The sequence below is a fragment of the Runella sp. R5_40 genome, from assembly GCF_057652295.1.
The window spans coordinates 234,482-253,459 of sequence record NZ_JBYFCH010000008.1 but is presented as its reverse complement, the minus strand read 5'-3'; the positions used below and the strand labels follow the sequence as shown (position 1 = coordinate 253,459).

5 protein-coding genes are annotated in these 18,978 nt (G+C 48.5%); 3 read left to right on the top strand and 2 right to left on the bottom strand.

From position 1 onward, the window contains the following. Window positions 1-3 precede the first annotated feature (3 nt). Window positions 4-729: a lysophospholipid acyltransferase family protein gene (locus AC23N5_RS16695; RefSeq protein ID WP_487756451.1), complete on the bottom strand. Its 726-nt coding sequence runs from the start codon at window positions 727-729 to the stop codon at window positions 4-6. 70 nt (window positions 730-799) lie between these two features. On the opposite strand from AC23N5_RS16695, the gene AC23N5_RS16690 reads away from it, so the two are divergent. Next, on the top strand, window positions 800-1,771 hold the full coding sequence (locus AC23N5_RS16690; RefSeq protein ID WP_487756450.1) for a zinc-dependent alcohol dehydrogenase family protein: 972 nt from the start codon (window positions 800-802) through the stop codon (window positions 1,769-1,771). Here AC23N5_RS16690 and AC23N5_RS16685 read toward each other — a convergent pair. Continuing rightward, window positions 1,768-2,718, bottom strand: a complete 951-nt coding sequence (locus AC23N5_RS16685) for an alpha/beta fold hydrolase (RefSeq protein ID WP_487756449.1) — start codon at window positions 2,716-2,718, stop codon at window positions 1,768-1,770. The genes AC23N5_RS16690 and AC23N5_RS16685 overlap by 4 nt on opposite strands. 89 nt (window positions 2,719-2,807) lie before the next feature. Here AC23N5_RS16685 and AC23N5_RS16680 point away from each other — a divergent pair, with 89 nt between their 5' ends. Together AC23N5_RS16680 and AC23N5_RS16675 are read left to right on the top strand one after the other, a co-directional pair. Then, a complete protein-coding gene (locus AC23N5_RS16680; protein WP_487756448.1) occupies window positions 2,808-4,484 on the top strand; it encodes an AMP-binding protein in 1,677 nt (558 codons plus the stop codon). 65 nt (window positions 4,485-4,549) lie between these two features. Further along, window positions 4,550-18,955, top strand: coding sequence for an Ig-like domain-containing protein (locus AC23N5_RS16675; RefSeq protein WP_487756447.1), 14,406 nt, complete (start codon window positions 4,550-4,552; stop codon window positions 18,953-18,955). Window positions 18,956-18,978 lie beyond the last annotated feature (23 nt).

The window sequence follows — 18,978 nt, the reverse complement described above, 5'->3', positions numbered from 1 at the left end:
TTTTTATAGTTTGTGAGCGCCACGTAAGGCTCTATCAATGACCTCAAAGCAATTGTTTTTGAGCGTCACAACGTCTTCTTGTCCCAACCCAACTGTCACGAGTGGCTCGTGTACAATGGCTTTCATTGGATAACGAGATAGCCGAATGGGTGTCTCATCAGGCAAGATTTTATAGTTGGTCAGCAAGGTGACAGGTACTACTGGCACTTGCTGCTGAATGGCCATCTTAAATGCCCCGTCCACAAACGAGTGCATTTGAGGTGGCTTTTTTGTTTTTATTCCTCCTTCAGGATAAATCACAATGCTTCTCCCCTTGGCCAATGTTTTTAGAGCCCGACTTAATGACCCTACGCGGCTTTGGCTGTTTTCGCGGTTGACCTGGATGTGAAGTTTTTGAAACATATAGCCAAACAACGGAATATTTTTAACCCCATGTTTGCCGACGAAAGCAAAGTAGTTCTCAAGAATCACCCCCATAACCGCAATGTCAAGGTATGAAAAGTGATTGGCGCAAAACACGTATGCTTGCGCAGGGTCGGGACGAAATTGATACTCTACTTCAATTTTAATCCCCGCCAAGGGAAAAAACAGTTTACCCCACAATCGGTTTAACCAATGGGCGTACGGTTTCCACGCTTCCCGTTGAAGACAAATAAACATCAAAGGAAACAGCAACAAGAAAATCAGCATAAGCCAAAAAACACACCAAATGGTATAGAGTAGCTTCATAAAAATAAATTGACGAATATTGAACCGTAAAATTAGATTTTATTCCGTACCCATTAACCTAAAAACTCTTATGAAACGAGTCGTATTCCAACATTTTGGAAAACCTGCCGACATTCTTCACGTTGAAGAAGTGCAACCACTCACTCCTGGCCCCGACGAGGTACTGATTCGGGTATTGGCAAGCCCCATCAACCCTTCCGATATTATGTTTGTCCAAAACCTATACGGTATTCGTCCTCAGTTACCCTCAGGCGCAGGATTTGAGGGAGTTGGGGTGATTGAACAAGCAGGAGCCAATGTGAAACTTAGCACTGGTACGCGCGTGAGTTTTACGGCGATTGGCGCGTGGAGCGAGTACGTTTTAACCAACTACCGCACCCTCATTCCCGTACCCGAGGCCATGTCGGACGAGGTGGCCGCCCAACTTTTTGTTAACCCATTCACGGCCGTTGCGATGGTGGAAGAATCGGGCGTAAAAGCGGGCGAATGGCTCATGATTACGGCCTGTGCTTCTGCATTGGGCAAAATGGTGATTCAAATTTGTAAAATGAGAGGCATCAAAACCATCGGAACGGTACGCCGCAATGAGCTCAACGAAGAACTAAAAGCCCTTGGCCTCAACGAAATTATCAATACTGAAGAAGAAAACGTTCCGAAAAAAGTCCAGCAAATCACCAACCACGAAGGTGTACGCGCCGTATTGGAGTGCGTCGGTGGGCATACCGCCAGCGAAGCCCTCAAATGTATGGGCCGAGGGGGTGTGATGCTGGTATATGGGTTGATGAGTTTGCAAGACCCTAGCATCAATTTTGGGCTGATGATTTTCCGCGAGCTTGTGGTCAAAGGTTTTTGGCTGACCGACTGGATGAAGCGCACCGACGCTACCACTCGCCACCGCGTTGCTGGAGAAGTGATTGAGTTGCTTGCCACGGGAAAAGTGCAGATGCCGATTGAAGCCACTTATTCATTGGACGAGGTGGCCAAAGCCGTTACCCACGCCGAAGCGCACGGGCGTTGGGGAAAAGTATTGATCAAGCCTTAGTTCTTTTTACGAAGAAATTCTCGTGCATCTTTGGCCGTAGGTACGGGAATTTCTTCCATAGGTACGTGCCCCGCATTTTGATATACTATAAGTGTGTCATTGGGCAAGTCGTTGTGAAAGCGTTCGGCAATAGCCAGCGGAATAAGTTCGTCGTGCCGCCCCCATTGAATCATCACAGGCATCGACAATTGATGAATATCTTTCCAAGTACGGCGCTGGGTAGTGGGTGCATTGAGGCGTTTCACAAACGCTTCGCGATTTCCTTCCCTCAAAGTCAGTAGCCAATACCGCTCTACCAAGCTTGCTGTCACTTTGGTATCGTCAAAATAGACATTTTTTACACTGCTTTCGGCTACTATCCGAGGAGTAACGTATTTTATCAAATGTTTGGCAATCGGGTTTCGGGCCATTCTAAATGCAATGGGGACACTCTTCGACACTAGTGGGTAACCTGCGGCATCAAGCAATATCATTTTTTTTACCCGCTGCGGATGTTTTAACGCAAACTCCCAAGCAACAGCCCCTCCCAACGAATTTCCAGCGAGATAACATTCTGAAACGCCGACTTTATCCAAAAAATGGCCTAAAAATTCGACATAAGCCTCCATTGAATAATCGTGACGAGGCTCTGGCCCTGTTAGGCCGTAGGCAGGTAAGTCCAATCGGATGATTTCAAAATCACTTGCAAGTTGATTTACCCAGCCATCCCACGTATGCAGCGATGCCCCAGTGCCGTGCATCAATACCAAAGGCACTTCATTGCCCAACCGCTTTCCTTCGCGTCGATAATGCACTTTCATTCCATCAACCTGAATAAAATCCGAAGGTGCTTGACCGTATTTCTGCCTGAGTTCCTCGGGTGATTTGTCGCTTTGGTAGCCAATACCTACTAACAGCAATACCGCCAAAATAACAACCAAGCCAATGTATTTTCCCCAGGTTTTCATTTTTAGAAAAACGATTTTTATCAATACAAATCAATTTTTTAACAATATAATACTATTTTTGTTAAAACACCTAAATCAATTGACCCACGATGAAAGCCACCAATTCGCCTACGCAAGGAACTACCTTTGTTGACAATTTATACCATTGGGAAAAAGAACGGCCTCATCAGGTCTATCTTCGTCAGCCCTTTGGGGATAGTTTCAGAGATTATACTTGGAAAGAAGTCGGGGATCAAGTACGGCGGGTTTCGGCCTACTTGCGCTCGCTCAACCTACCGCCCCAAAGCAACATCGGGCTGGTTTCCAAAAACTGTGCCGAATGGATTATTGCCGATTTAGCGATTATGGTGGCAGGCCACGTTTCGGTCCCTTTTTATGCCACCCTTACCGCCGACCAGCTTCAGCAAGTGCTCACCCACAGTGGTTGTTCGGTTTTGTTTGTGGGTAAGCTCGACGATTGGTCAGGAATGAAAAAAGGGGTTTCTTCCGCTATTAAATGTATATCGTTTCCCACTTATAATCCTGACGCTGAACACATTCAGTGGAATGACATTTTGGCCAACCACGCCCCTATTTCCGACAATCCCACGCCTCAACCTGATGACTTGTTTTCAATCATTTATACTTCGGGGACTACAGGAAACCCCAAAGGAGTGATGGTGACGCACCGAGCGGTATCAGAGGCCGTTGGCCGAACTAAGGACATTCTTCGGTACGATGTACCTAATCCTCGTTTTTTTTCCTATTTACCTTTGTGTCACATTGCAGAGCGAAACATTATAGAAGCGACAAGTTTGGGTACGGGCGGAACGGTTTATTTTGCCGAATCACTTGATACTTTTGCCAAAAACTTAGCAGCGGCGAGCCCAACCCATTTTTTGGCTGTACCCCGTATTTGGACCAAATTTCAGTTGGGTATTTTGGCCAAAATGCCGCAGAAAAAACTAGATATGTTGCTCAAAATCCCAGTATTGAGTGGTATTGTCAAGAAAAAAATTAGGAAAGGGCTTGGGCTCAATGAAGCTCAGTTGGTGCTTACGGGCGCGGCACCGATGCCGATTTCCTTGATTCGTTGGTTCAGGCGGTTGGGAATTACCATTCAGGAAGCCTACGGGATGACCGAAAACTTAGGGGCGGTGTGCATGATGCCCCACGACACCCCCAAAGATGGGAGTGTAGGAAAAATTTACCCAGGCATGGAGGTCGTCATTGCCGAAGGTACGGGCGAAATTCTAACTCGTTCGCCTTGGAATATGCTGGGTTATTACCGTGAACCGTCCCTCACGGCCGACACCATTGACTCAGAAGGATGGATTCATACGGGCGATGTGGGCGAAGTCGATGAAGATGGATACCTCAAAATTACGGGTCGGGTCAAAGAAATGTATAAAACGTCGAAGGGAGAATATGTAGCACCTTCACAGATAGAATTTGGCTTTGCCGACAACAAAATGATTGAGCAAATTTGTGTTGTAGGACAAAACTTACCGCAGCCCATTGCCCTCGTTGTTTTATCAGAAATGGCCCAAAAATTTGACAAAGATACCATTAATCAAAGCCTACATTCAACCCTTTCTGACCTAAATCCTCGCCTAAAAACATACGAAAGAGTGCAAAAAATAGTCATCATAAAGGGCACTTGGACGGTCGATAATAACATGCTTACTCCCACAATGAAGACAAAAAGAAACGTTATTGAAAAAAATTATGCCCCAATGATGGAGCCTTGGTACGAAACCAAAGAAAGTATAATTTGGGAATCATAATGGAGTACTCTACTAAATGGCACGATTTTGGCTAAGTCTGAGATAGGCTTAGTCAACTCGTGTGAATGTTTCATAGAATCAAAACGTTAGTAACGGCATTTTTTGTTCTTTCGGCCTTGTTATTGGGCTCGATACGCTACAGTTTTGCCCAAACTTGCACAGGAAGTCTTGGTGACCCAGTGGTAAACATCACGTTTGGCACAGGAACAGGCTATACCACCTTGCCAACTTCGGCCACAGGAGCTAGTACCACTTATACTCAGCAAACCAACTCATGCCCTAATGACGGCAACTACACCGTCACGAACAGTACTTTTTCTTGTTTTAGCAATTCTTGGTTTGATGTAGCCGAAGACCACACCCCTGGTGACGTCAACGGTCGGATGGCTATTTACAATGCGTCTTACACAATCGGCGAGTTTTACCGCCAAACCATCAGTGGACTTTGTGGAAACACTACTTACGAATTTGCGGGCTGGATTGCCAACTTACTTAGACCAACCGCCTGTAGTGGTGGCGGAATAGACCCCAATCTTACCTTCCGCATCGAGTCTCTTTCGGGTACACTTCTCGGCTCTTATAGCACAGGAAATATCCCAGAATCTTCCTCACTCACTTGGAAACAGTACGGGTTTGTTTTTACAACCCCTGCCAGCCAAACCCAGGTTGTTTTAAAAATCATTAACAATGCCGCAGGTGGATGTGGAAACGACCTACTTCTTGATGACATTACGTTCCGTCCTTGTGGCCCCACTATTTCTGTATCGGCCAATGTGCCTAGTATCTGTGAAGGTGGCAATGTAAGCCTAAGTGGCTCTATTTCACCAGGCTATAACAATCCACAATTTCAGTGGCAACAAAGCAGCGACAATGGAAGCACTTGGACGGATATTGCGGGAGCTACTTCGCTCAATACCTCCGTTTCTTCGGCACCTGCTGGAACAAAATATCGACTACTCGCCGCAGAACAAGGTAATATTAGCATTGGGTATTGCCGCATCGCCTCCAACCCAGTTGCGCTTACGGTATATGCTATCCCGAAAATAACATTACCTACGGCTTCAGGAACACCGCTTCAATACTGTGCTGGCACTTCTGTTGATTTAACAGATTTTACTTCGACCCCAGCCTCTACCTTCAGTTGGCAACTCAACAACACCGCCATCGGGCTGAGTTCTGGCAGTGGTACGGGTCAAGTTCCCGTATTTACGGCTACCAATGCCACTAACTCCCCCATTACGGGTACGTTTACCGTTACAGGATCGGCCAATGGCTGTACAAGTCAAGCACAAACCTTTTCGGTTGTTATCAACCCCAAACCTTCCGTCAACTTGGGGGTTGACCAAGCCATTTGCGCGGGCGGCTCGGCTACAATCACAGCCGCAGCCAGCGGAGGAACCCCCAATTACAGTTACAGTTGGAGCAATGGCGCGAACAACAGCGCCAGCCAAACCGTTTCGCCAAGTTCAACGACTATCTATACTGTCACAGTCACCGATACCAAAGGCTGTACAGCCACCGACGACATCAAAATTACGGTAAATGCCCTTCCAAACATTACCAGTCTGACCAAAACAGACGCCATTTGTTTTGGTCAAGCCAACGGAACCATCACCGTAACGGCCACAGGTGCATCCCCGTTACAGTACCAACTCAACAATGGTGCTTTTCAAAGCCAAAACGTTTTCAATGCCGTTGCCGCTGGCACCTATAATGTCACGGTAAAAGACGGGAACGGCTGCACGACCACCAAAAATATCAACGTCAATCAACCCAATCCCATGACCGCGTCTGTGACGGTCAAGAACGTGAGTTGTTTTGACGGGACAGACGGTGCCATTACCGTCGATGTCAACGGTGGAACATCCCCTTATTCTTATACTTGGTCAGATGGCAGCACGGGAGGCAGTAGCATTGTAGGACGGCCCGCTGGAAACTATACCGTTACTGTCACCGATGGTAAAGGCTGTACGACCACCGCCACAGCTACCATTACCCAGCCCATCCAGATAAGCATTACTGCCAACCTCACCCACGTCACCTGCAACGGTGGCGCTAATGGGAAAGTGGATATCACCGCCACGAGTGTTACCTCCATTAAAAGTTATGAATGGAAAAATAGCGGAGGAACAATCATTGCAACCACAGAAGACGTTGCTAATCTTACCGCAGGAACATATACTGTGACAGTCACTGATAATGACAACTGTAAGGTTTCAGCAAGTTATACCATTACCCAACCTACGGCCATTTCGGCCACGGCTACACCTACCATTGCAACCTGTTTTGGGGGAAATGATGGAAAAATTAGCCTAACCGCCAGTGGCGGAACGGGCGGCTTGGTGTATGCCCTTTGTAGCGGAAGTAACTGTACGTCTTTTGGCACGACCCAAACCAGCAATCAATTTTCTGGCCTTACCGCAGGCACTTACCGCGTGCGTGTTACCGATACCAACGGCTGTACTACCACTACCTCCGACGTTGTGGTGGGTCAAGCAGCGCAGCTTACCGCATCAGCTTCCAACACCTCCCCTGCTTGTGTAGGCGGTAGCGTTATTTTGTCGGCGGCAAACGCAGGAGCAGGCGTAAATTACGAGTGGAAAAACGCCAGTGGAGCTATTGTGGCTACTGCCCAGCAGTTTACCCTGTCAAATGTTCAATTGGCACAGGCAGGTACCTACACGCTTCGCGTATATAATGCCAATAATTGCCAAAATACCACCACTACTTTGGTCAAAGTGAACCCCACGCCTGATGTAAATGCTGGTGCTGACCAAACTATTTGCGAAGGAACAGCTGTCACCTTGAATGCCACGACGGTAGGCGGAACAACACCTTATACGTATAGTTGGGACAATGGTTTGGGAACAGGAGCAGCGAAAACCGTTAGCCCTACGACTACCACAAGCTACATTGTCAGCCTAAGCGATGCCAATGGCTGTACAGACCGCGATACCGTCACAATAACAGTCATTCCTAAACCTCAACTTTTTACCTTAACCGCGCCAAGTGATTTGACCATTTGTGCGGGAGTGAACGGCATCCCATTGACCCTAAGCGGCTCACAAACGGGTGTGTTGTACGAGCTTGTTCGCAATACCGTCAACATAGGCCAAGGGAAAATGGGAACGGGTTCAGCCTTGTCAATAGGCAATTATTTTGGAGGAACGTACCAAGTAAGAGCAAGCACAACCGCCAACCCAGCGTGTTCGGTGATGATGAATGGTAGTATTACGGTCAACGAACTGCCGCCCATCTCTGGCGAACTACAAGCGCTCGATGATACCGTCTGCGTTGGAGAATACATGTTGTACAACGTTATAGCATCAGGAGGTAGCGGCACAGGTTATACTTATACGTGGCAAGACGGCCAAACAGGCAATCCTCGTTCTTTTACCACCAACGATTATTTATTGGTAGAAGTGGTCATCACCGACAGCCGAGGATGTACCCTCAAACGCGCCGCCGATTTACGCATTGCTCCTCCTATTACGGTCAACCTTTCAGCCACTCCAACGCCCATTTGTGCGGGACAACCTGTCACACTTACGGCCAGTGCCACGGGTGGCGCAAGCACACTTACCTACGAGTGGGAAAATGGCAGTACCGCAACCACACGCACGGTAAATCCTGCAACAACAACGACATACAGCATCAAAGTAACCGATAGCCGCGAAGGTTGTGTTGAACAAAAAAACACAACAGTAACGGTTTTCCCTCAACCCCAACTTTATAACGTCACTGGTGGAGGTGCTTACTGTGCAGGAAGTCCAGGTGTATCTGTAGGTCTGAGTGGTTCAGAAACAGGTTTTTTATACCAACTAAAACGAAACGGACAAAATGTGGGGACTGCGGTTTCAGGTACGGGTGCTGCCCTGAATTTTGGCCCACAAACACCCACAGGGACCTACACCGTGGAGGCGAGTTCAACAACCTCTCCCGTTTGTGCTGCCACGATGAATGGCAATGTCGTTATTTCCATCAAAACAAAACCTGAGATTTCGGCTTCAGTAGCGCCCAATCCCGTTTGCGCAGGACAACCTGTTAGTTTTACAACGACCCCGACCATCGCCAACGCTACCTACGCTTGGACGGGGCCAAATGGTTTTACCAGTACTGACCAAAACCCAGCCATCGCCAGCGCCACCACCTCAAATACAGGAACTTACACCGTTATTGCGACAACCGCCGAAGGTTGTTCTGATACAACTTCTGTTTCTTTAACGGTAAATCCGTCGCCGATAGCCAGTATTACTGGGCCGAGTAATTTGTGTATCAACAACTCAATTACCCTCAATGGTAATCCAAACGGAGGTACCACTCCTTATACACACACGTGGCAAGTTACATCAGGGGCTAGTTTATTAACCCTAACCAATAATAACAACGGTACGGCCAACATTACCCCAACTGGCACAGGTGTCGCTACGATTTCTTACCGAGTCACCGACGCCAACGGTTGCCAATCGCCCGTTGTTACCTATAGTTTAGGCATCAATGCAGCGCTACCAACGGCCACCGTATCGGCAGGAGCGCCTGCCAACTTTACTTCTTTGGTAGGTGTACGTTACCGTTCATTTGGTTTGCCCTCCGAAAAAGAGTTATACGTAGGAATCCCAGATTTAGGCATCGCCCCACCCCGCCGAACCCAAACGGATGCCAGCTGGCGTTCGGGCAACAACGACGTTACCTTTGAATATGACCCCGCCACCGATGTACTCAAAGCGAGCATTGTCAACAGTGCAGGTACATTTACGCTTACGTATCCCAACGTAGCGGCGGCTATAAATACGTATCGTTCGGGACAAAATAGCTGTGCCATGAACGTCATGCAGCTGGTAGTAGGTAGTCAAAATGAACCTACAGGAAGTGTAGCTTTTACCAACGTAGTGCTCAACGGGAATGCCGTTGGCAACTTTAGTGGCGCAGGTCTTAGCAGTTGGACCATCAGAAATGTGGACTTTGGGATGGGTTTCAAACTTTCAGGAACCATCGTGCTGACAGGTACTCAACCAACTTCAGCAGAAAGCAACAAAGTAGAGATTTTGGTAGGCAATGATCAAACACCGTTGGTCTTTGGCTGTATGTCGGCCAACGAAGTTTGCGAAGGGCAAAAAAGCACCGTTGCCTTCTCTGGATTACGTCCCAATACTACCTTTAATTTAAAATATTCGATTGGTACTACCAATAACCTAACCGCCTCCGTCACCACCGATGCACAAGGCAATGCCTCATTCCAAACGGCAACCTTGACATTAAGCCAGAACGGGGCCTTGCTACGCATCGACAGCGTTCAACGTGCCGTAGGTGGCGCTTGTTTTCTTCCCATTGCCTCTAACAATACCACGGTATTGGCAGTCAATCCCAACCCTGTTGTTGCCATCACTACCACTGACAATTCGGGCATTGCCAACAATGACGCTATTCTTTGCGAAGGCGCTTCGACAACCCTAACTACCTCAGGCGGTGGAACGTACCTCTGGAATACGGGCGCTTCTACTTCGTCTATCACCGTTTCTCCTGCCACCTCAACCAGTTATTCCGTAACGGTCACGAGCAATAAAGGTTGTCAAACGGTCAAAAACCAACTTATTACGGTTTATCCCAAACCCCAACCAACAGCCGCCAACAGCGGGCCTGTGTGTATTGGTGAAAAAATCACGTTTAATGCTTCGGGCGGTACGGCGTATCAATGGACAAATGCGGCCAATAGCGTTGTTTCAACGGCGGCGAGTTTTTCTTTCGACCCCGCAACGCTTGCGCAATCGGGTATTTATACGGTCAAAGTCACCGACGTAAACGGTTGTAGCCAAACCACTACCACGGAGGCAGTCATCAAAGACCGTCCCATTGCACAAGCCACTTCCAATAGTCCAAAATGCGCTGGTCAAACCCTCATGCTTTCTGCGGCAGATGCGGGGGCAGGAGCTACCTATGCTTGGTCGGGGCCTAATGGCTTCAGTCGAACCAACGAGCAAAACCCAATCATCACCCTTGCCCAACCCCAACACAGCGGCACGTACCTTTTGACCGTCACTCGTAACGGTTGTAGTAGCACCACCACGGTGGAGGTGACAATTTACGAAAACCCCGTTGCCAATGCCCTCACTAACAGCCCTGTTTGCGAAGACAGCCCGCTTAACTTTACCGCCCAAAATGCGGGAACGGGCGCTCAATACCAGTGGAAAAATTCAGCAGGAACGGTTCTGAGTACTTCTGCCTCATTTAGCATTGCCAAAGCAGCCCTTACCGATGCTGGAAAGTATTTTTTAACCGTCACAAAAAATAATTGCGTAAGTGGCGATACAGTAGAAGTAATCGTAAAGCCATTGCCCAACGTAACTGTACAAGCCAATACCCCGCTGTGTTCGGGACAAACGCTGCAGTTTACGTCGGTGACAAGTCCAGCGGCGACCAAGTATGAGTGGGCGGGGCCAAATAGCTTTACTTCTCCCGACCAACATCCCAAAATCGAAAACGTCACCACAAATGCAACGGGCATCTATGAAGTCATTGCTAGTTTGAGCGGTTGCCGTGATACTTCCCGTATCAGCGTGACCGTCAACCCAACTCCGATTGCGGTGGCGTCGGCGTCGTTGCCTGTTTGTGAAGGTGGAACAATCACGCTTACTGCGGCCAATGCGGGAAGCCTAGCTCAGTACGAATGGACAAATGCCGCAGGCGCGGTGGTAAGTAGCAGTTCTTCGTTTGCTTTGACCAACGTTGGAATCGCCGATGCGGGGGTGTATCGCCTCAAAGTAACGTTAGGTGCGTGTACCAACGAAGACACTGCGGTGGTCGTTATTTACCCTAAACCAAAACTCACGATTGTAGGCACTTCTTGTGCTCCTAATTTGAAGTCATACCGAGTCGATGTCACAGTTGAAGATGGAATTTTAGCTTCGTCGGCGGGAACCATTACGCCTACGGGAGCAAACGCCTATACCATTTCAAACGTACTTCCGTCGGTCAATCCACTTTCGGTAAGTGTGACTTCTGACAAAGGTTGTTCGGTGTCTCAAAATATCACACCGCCCGATTGTTCTTGCCCCGTAGTCAATGCTCCAAGCAGCGGAGGCAATAAGAAAATTTGCCAAAATGAAACGATACCGACACTTTCGGCCAACGTTGGCCCCAATGAAACTGTCGATTGGTACGAAACCTCTACGGGCGGGACACCCATCGTTCAGGGAAGTGAAACTTTTACCCCAACGAACGCAGGCATTTATTACGCCCAAACCCGCAACCTCATTCACGATTGCGTGAGCAGCACCCGTACGCCCGTATCACTCACCATTGTAGCACTGCCAAAACTGGTGATTGACTCCACCGTTTGCAGCACGGATTTATCAAACTTCGTGGTATGGTTAACCACTGAGCTTTCGGGCGTAACCGTCTCCTCATCCGAAGGCACCGCCGTTAATTTCACCAACGGCCGTTACGAAATCATTGGCGCTAGTCCGTTCGGAACGCCAAACATTACCATTACCGTAACCAATGTAGATGGTTGCAAAACACAGGTAATTCTCAAAAAACCTGATTGCCTTTGCCCCGACTTGGCTGCTCCTGTCAATGTTGGAGACAAAGAAGTATGTTTTGAACAAACGAACCCTTCGCTCGAAGCCACCGTCAATGCCAACGAAACCGTCGATTGGTACGATGCGCCGATGGGCGGCAACAAAGTAGCCACGGGCACGCTCCAGTACACGCCTACCCAAGTAGCCGTGGGTACGCATACTTTTTATGCCGAAACCCGCCGTACCGACATTACCGTTCGTACTTGTGTTAGCAATACCCGCACGGCCATCAAACTAACCATCAAAGCCTTGCCTGTAGTAGCGGCTAGTTCCAACAGCGCTGTCTGTGAGGGCACTGATTTACAACTAACAACGGCAGCAAACGCCAATGCTACTTACCTCTGGAGTGGGCCAAACGGTTTTAGTGCTTCTACCCGCAGTCCATTGCGTACCAATGCCCAACCTAGCATGTCAGGCGACTACATCGTGACCGTTACGGCCAATGGTTGCACGGTTCAGGATAGCACCACCGTCCTTGTTAAACCTTTGCCAATAGCCAACACCACGGGGGTCATTGTCTGTGAAAGTAGTCCATTTGTATTGAAAACGCCTGCGGTTCTTGGTGCCACATACGAATGGCTTAGCCCTACCAACCAAGTGGTTTCAATTGACTCTTTGTACTCCGTAACACACGCATCTCTAAGCCAAACGGGAACGTATCGAGTAAAAGTAACTTTGGACGGCTGCGTTCAGCAAGATACTGCCCAGGTTACGGTCACGCCTTTGCCATTGACCCAAGCCCTTTCTAACGCTCCCATTTGTGCAGGAGATACACTATTTTTATCCGCCGCAAATGCAGGTTCGGGTGCTACCTACGCCTGGCAAAAACTGACCACTGGCACCATTGTAGGCAACCAACGTTTATTCAATATCCCCAATGCCCAACCAAACGATTCGGGCAAATACGTACTTACGGTGAGTCAGAATGGTTGTGAAAACAAAGACACCATTGATGTACTTGTCAAACCATTGCCAACCTTTTCGATCAGCAGCAATAGCCCCATTTGCCACAGCGATACCATCAAGTTGTTTACCAACGCCCCACCAATCGGCGCGACCTTTGAGTGGTCTGGCCCCAACGAGTATGTGAGTTTTCAACAAAACCCAATCATTACCCCTGCCCGCCCTAATTTAAGTGGGTTATACCAAGTCACGGTGAAAGTTAACGGTTGCGTTAAAACCGACACCTTGACCTACACCGTTTTCCCACTTCCTGTGGCCAATGCCATCAGCAACAGCCCTATTTGCGAAAACGATACCCTTCGCCTTACGGCTCAAAATGCAGGAATCGGCGCTACTTATGAATGGCGAAAATTGGGTGGAAATGTCATCAGTACCCAAACCACTTTTACCCAACCCCTTGCTCAACTCGCTGACGCTGGAAAGTACCTACTCAAAGTAAGTCTCAACGGCTGTGTCAACTACGATACAATCGATGTTTTGGTAAAAAAACGTCCCGTTTTTACCCTCAGTAGCAATTCCCCCATTTGCGAAGGTGATAGCCTTCGACTATTTGTGCAGGGAGCACCGCAAGGAACCACCTTTGCTTGGTCGGGGCCAAAACAATTTTTAGCGATTGACTCGGCAGTGGTTCGTGCCAATGCTAGTCTCGACATGAGCGGGGTGTATTTGATGACAACAACCCTCGGCAGTTGCAGCGTCACTGACTCGATTCGAGTCACCGTTAAAGCCCGCCCATCGGTCAATGCCCTTTCAAATAGCCCCGTCTGTGAAGGGCAACAATTACAGTTGACCACAACCGCCGTCAACAATGCCTCTTATGCTTGGCAAGACCCTAATGGCGTAACGATTGGTACGTCACCGCAAGTGACCATCAACGGAATGCAGCCCCAACAAAGCGGGAAATATACAGTAATGGTTACGTTGGATGGCTGTGTACAAACCGACACCGTAACCGTAACGATTAAACCTAAACCTACCTTTACGGTCGATTCGGTTGTTTGTGCACCATCATTGAAAGTTTATACGATTTACGGAAAAACAAACGGAACTGTTGCCAGTCCTTCGGGAACGTTATTACAGGTAAGCGATGGGCGTTTTACCATCAGCGAGCTTTCTGTAGGAACCAACACTTCGTTAGTTTTTAGCAAAAATAGCTGCGACACTACGTTTACCGTTTCATCACCCGTTTGCCCTTGTCCCACCGTCGCCATTGCAGTAACACCTATTAGCCAAACGATTTGTGAGGGAGATACGCTTCAAACCATTTACGCACTTGTGAGTGCGGGCGTCACAGCAGATTGGTACGATGCCCCCACGGGAGGAAATTTAATTGCTTCTGGCACGCTTACCTTCAAGCCTTCTATGGCGGGTAAAGTCTATGCCGAAGCTCGCGCCGAACTATCTGGCTGTTTAAGCAACTCAAGGGCCTCGGCCGAAGTGATTATTCACCCAACTCCTTCTTTTACGGCCCAAACAATTTCGACTTCATGCGACGGCTTAGATGCTCGCAAAGACGGACAATTAATCATCAAGGATGTTACCAACGGACTCCGTTATGATTTTTCGGTCGGAAGCACCTACACAGGAACTCAAACTTTTGCTACTGCTCGGGCAATACCTACGGATGGGGTTTTGACAGATACGCTGTCTAACCCAATGACCCCGCGCACTTACACCGTTCGGGTTTTTGACGCGACGGGATGTTACGCCGACCGAGTAGCGACCTTAGCCCGCCGCGATTGTATCTGCCCTACGCCTCCGTTTGTTGTTCCTGAAAGCCAAAGCGTTTGTGAAAATGATACATTACGCACCATTCGTGGGTTTGTAGAGCCAGGAATTACGGTTGATTGGTACGACGAGCAAGGTAATTTACTCAAAAAAGGGTCTATTTTCTTTAAACCCACCAAAGCAGGAATCTATTACGCCGAAGCACGTGATACCTTGTCGGGTTGCAAAAGTTTGGGACGAGTTCCTTCGTATGCTTTTATCAATCCAATGCCGTCGTTTGACCTTGTCGTTACCAGAGGTACTTGCGATGGTACCGATGTACGCCCCGACGCCAAAATCACCATCGTTGACGTAAAAAATGGCAAACGCTACGATTATACCAAAGGAACGGTTTATGCTGGAAATAAAACTTATGATAATGCCACGGACATTCCTGCCGATGGAATTGCGTTAAAAAACCTAGCGAATCCGCCTGCCACCGAATTTTATAGCTTCCGCGTTTTCGATAGCACAGGCTGCTACACCGACTCTACCGTGGCCTTCGAGCCGCGCATTTGTGAATGCCCCAAACCGCCGTTTGTCGTTCCCGAAAGTCAGGCTGTTTGTGAAGGTGACACGCTACGAACGGTACAAGGCTTTGTCGATTCGGGCGTGACGGTCGATTGGTACGATGCGCCAACGGGCGGGAACCTTCTCTTGCGTGGTTCGATTTTCTTCAAGCCTACGCAGTCAGGTATTTATTATGCCGAAGCCCGCGATACGCTCACCAACTGCAAAGGTTTGGTACGCGCCCCATCGTATGCTTTTGTCAATGAATTACCGTCATTTGACCTTGATGCACAGAAAGCATCTTGTACAGACTTTGTTGCCCAAAATGATGCCAAAATAGTACTCAAAAATCTCAAAAATGGCAGTCGTTTCGATTTTTCAGTAGGCTCTGTTTACGTTGGAAAACGTACGTACAATGATGCGTTCGACATCCCCGCCGACAGTGTTCTTGTTCAGAATATTGCCAATCCTGCCACTTCCCAAACCTTTACAATTCGTATTTTTGGTGAACCCAATTGCTTTACCGACAAAACAGTTACCATTGCTCGCACCGATTGTGGTTGCAATCCACCTTCGTTCGACCTCGTCGTTACCCGAGGTAGCTGCGACGGAACTACCGTAAGACCTGACGCAAAAATCACCATCGTCGATGTCAAACGCGCGAAACGTTACGATTTCTCTAAAGCCAAAACTTATACAGGTAACAAAACCTACGACAACGCTACCGACATACCTACCAACGGCGTGTTCCTCAGCAATTTGCCAAACCCCGCTACCACCGAGTTTTATACCGTAAGACTCTTTGATAGTACTGGTTGCTATACCGATTCGACCATCGCTTTTGAACCACGCATTTGTGAATGTCCTAAACCCGTTTTCGTTGTCCCCGAAAGCCAAGCCGTCTGCGAAGGTGATACCCTCAGAACCGTCACTGGCTTCGTCGATTCGGGCGTGACTGTCGATTGGTACGATGCCCCAACGGGTGGAAATCTCCTGTTAAGAGGTTCGATTCTGTTCAAACCTACCCAAGCAGGTATTTACTATGCTGAAGCCCGTGATACGCTCACCAACTGCAAGTCAACTTCGCGCGCACCGTCATATGCCTTTATCAATGAATTGCCGTCGTTCGACCTCGTCGTCACCCGAGGTAGCTGCGACGGAACTACCGTAAGACCTGACGCCAAAATCACCATCGTCGATGTAAAACGCGCGAAACGTTACGATTTCTCTAAAGCCAAAACTTATACAGGTAACAAAACCTACGACAACGCTACCGACATCCCTGCCAACGGCGTGTTCCTCAGCAATTTGCCAAACCCCGCTGCCACCGAGTTTTATACCGTAAGACTCTTTGATAGCACGGGTTGCTATACCGACTCCACCGTCGCTTTTGAACCACGCATTTGCGAATGTCCTAAACCCGTGTTCGTTGTCCCTGAAAGCCAAGCCGTCTGCGAAGGCGATACCCTCAGAACCGTCACTGGCTTCGTCGATTCGGGCGTGACCGTCGATTGGTACGATGCCCCAACGGGTGGAAATCTATTGTTGAGAGGTTCGATTCTGTTCAAACCTACCCAAGCAGGTATCTACTACGCCGAAGCCCGTGATACGCTCACCAACTGCAAGTCAACTTCGCGCGCACCCTCGTATGCCTTTATCAATGAGTTACCTTCGTTCGACCTCGTCGTTACCCGAGGTAGCTGCGACGGAACTACCGTAAGACCTGACGCCAAAATCACCATCGTCGATGTCAAACGCGCGAAACGTTACGATTTCTCCAAAGCAAAAACATACACAGGTAACAAAACCTACGACAACGCCACCGACATCCCTGCCAACGGCGTGTTCCTCAGCAATTTGCCAAACCCCACTACCACCGAGTTTTATACCGTAAGACTCTTTGATAGCACAGGTTGCTATACCGACTCCACCGTCGCTTTTGAACCACGCATTTGTGAATGTCCTAAACCCGTTTTCGTTGTCCCTGAAAGCCAAGCCGTCTGCGAAGGCGATACCCTCAGAACCGTCACTGGCTTCGTCGATTCGGGCGTGACCGTCGATTGGTACGATGCCCCAACGGGTGGAAATCTATTGTTGAGAGGTTCGATTCTGTTCAAACCTACCCAAGCTGGTATCTACTATGCCGAAGCCCGTGATACGCTCACCAACTGCAAGTCAACTTCGCGCGCACCCTCGTATGCCTTTATCAATGAATTGCCGTCGTTCGACCTCGTCGTCACCCGAGGTAGCTGCGACGGAACTACCGTAAGACCTGACGCCAAAATCACCATCGTCGATGTAAAACGCGCGAAACGTTACGATTTCTCTAAAGCTAAAACATATACAGGTAACAAAACCTACGACAACGCCACTGACATCCCTGCCAACGGCGTGTTCCTCAGCAATTTGCCAAACCCCGCTGCCACCGAGTTTTATACCGTAAGACTCTTTGATAGCACGGGTTGCTATACCGACTCCACTGTCGCTTTTGAACCACGCATTTGCGAATGTCCTAAACCCGTGTTCGTTGTCCCTGAAAGCCAAGCCGTCTGCGAAGGCGATACCCTCAGAACCGTCACTGGCTTTGTCGATTCAGGCGTGACCGTCGATTGGTACGATGCCCCAACGGGTGGAAATCTATTGTTGAGAGGTTCGATTCTGTTCAAACCTACCCAAGCTGGTATTTACTACGCCGAAGCCCGCGATACGCTCACCAACTGCAAGTCAACTTCGCGCGCACCTTCATATGCCTTTATCAATGAATTGCCGTCGTTTCAGGTGACGACCAATCGCTCGACTTGTAACAATTCGGCCGCTCAAAACAATGGCAAAATTGCGTTGACTCGTCTCAAAAATGGAACAAAGTATGATTTCTCCGTAGGCACCTCTTATACAGGTAGTAGAACCTTTGACACTGCTCTTGATATCCCTAGGGATAGTATTTTGGTTCGTAATATTCCTAATCCAGTTTCGTCCCAAAGCTATACCATCCGTATTTTTGGAGAACCTAATTGCTTTACCGATACAACCGTCACTATCACAAGCGTAGATTGTAACTGTAACCCTGCAACCGTTTCGGTAGTGCCATCCAGCTTTACGATTTGCGAAGGCGAGCCTTTCCCCATTTTAGTGGGGGCTGTCGGGACAGACATAACCGTCGATTGGTACGACAAAGATGGCAACTTACTTAAAGCCAATTCGCTTACTTACCAGCCTAACTTCTTTGGCGAATTTTATGCCGAAGGGCGCTCACTCGTGGTAGCAGGCTGCGTGAGTAGCGCTCGTACTAAAGCCGTTGGAGCAAAAATCGGGCAACCTACTTTTACCTTGACTACGCGCCCTGCCACTTGTATTGGAGATACCGTGCTGAGCGATGGGCAAATTATAATTGAAAACCTAAAAGACGGCGAGCGGTTCGATTATTCACTAGGAACATCCTACCGAGGAGGAGCGACGTACGAAACGGCGCAACCGCTTCCTACTGACGGAATTATAGGCGCGCTATCCAATGTTAACCAATACTATACCGTTAGAATTTTTAATCGTTGCGGGCTTTTCTACGACGTCACCATCCAAACTACGCACAACGATTGTAGTTGCGACAAACAAAATTGTTTGCCTCTTCAAATGAAAATGAAGAAAAAAGGGAAATAACCTTTTGAGGTTTTTGCCTAACT

Coding starts and splice junctions, on each gene's coding strand:
- AC23N5_RS16695 (WP_487756451.1), bottom strand. CDS start 729: ATGAAGCTACTCTATACCATTTGGTGTGTTTTTTGGCTTATGCTGATT.
- AC23N5_RS16690 (WP_487756450.1), top strand. CDS start 800: ATGAAACGAGTCGTATTCCAACATTTTGGAAAACCTGCCGACATTCTT.
- AC23N5_RS16685 (WP_487756449.1), bottom strand. CDS start 2,718: ATGAAAACCTGGGGAAAATACATTGGCTTGGTTGTTATTTTGGCGGTA.
- AC23N5_RS16680 (WP_487756448.1), top strand. CDS start 2,808: ATGAAAGCCACCAATTCGCCTACGCAAGGAACTACCTTTGTTGACAAT.
- AC23N5_RS16675 (WP_487756447.1), top strand. CDS start 4,550: ATGTTTCATAGAATCAAAACGTTAGTAACGGCATTTTTTGTTCTTTCG.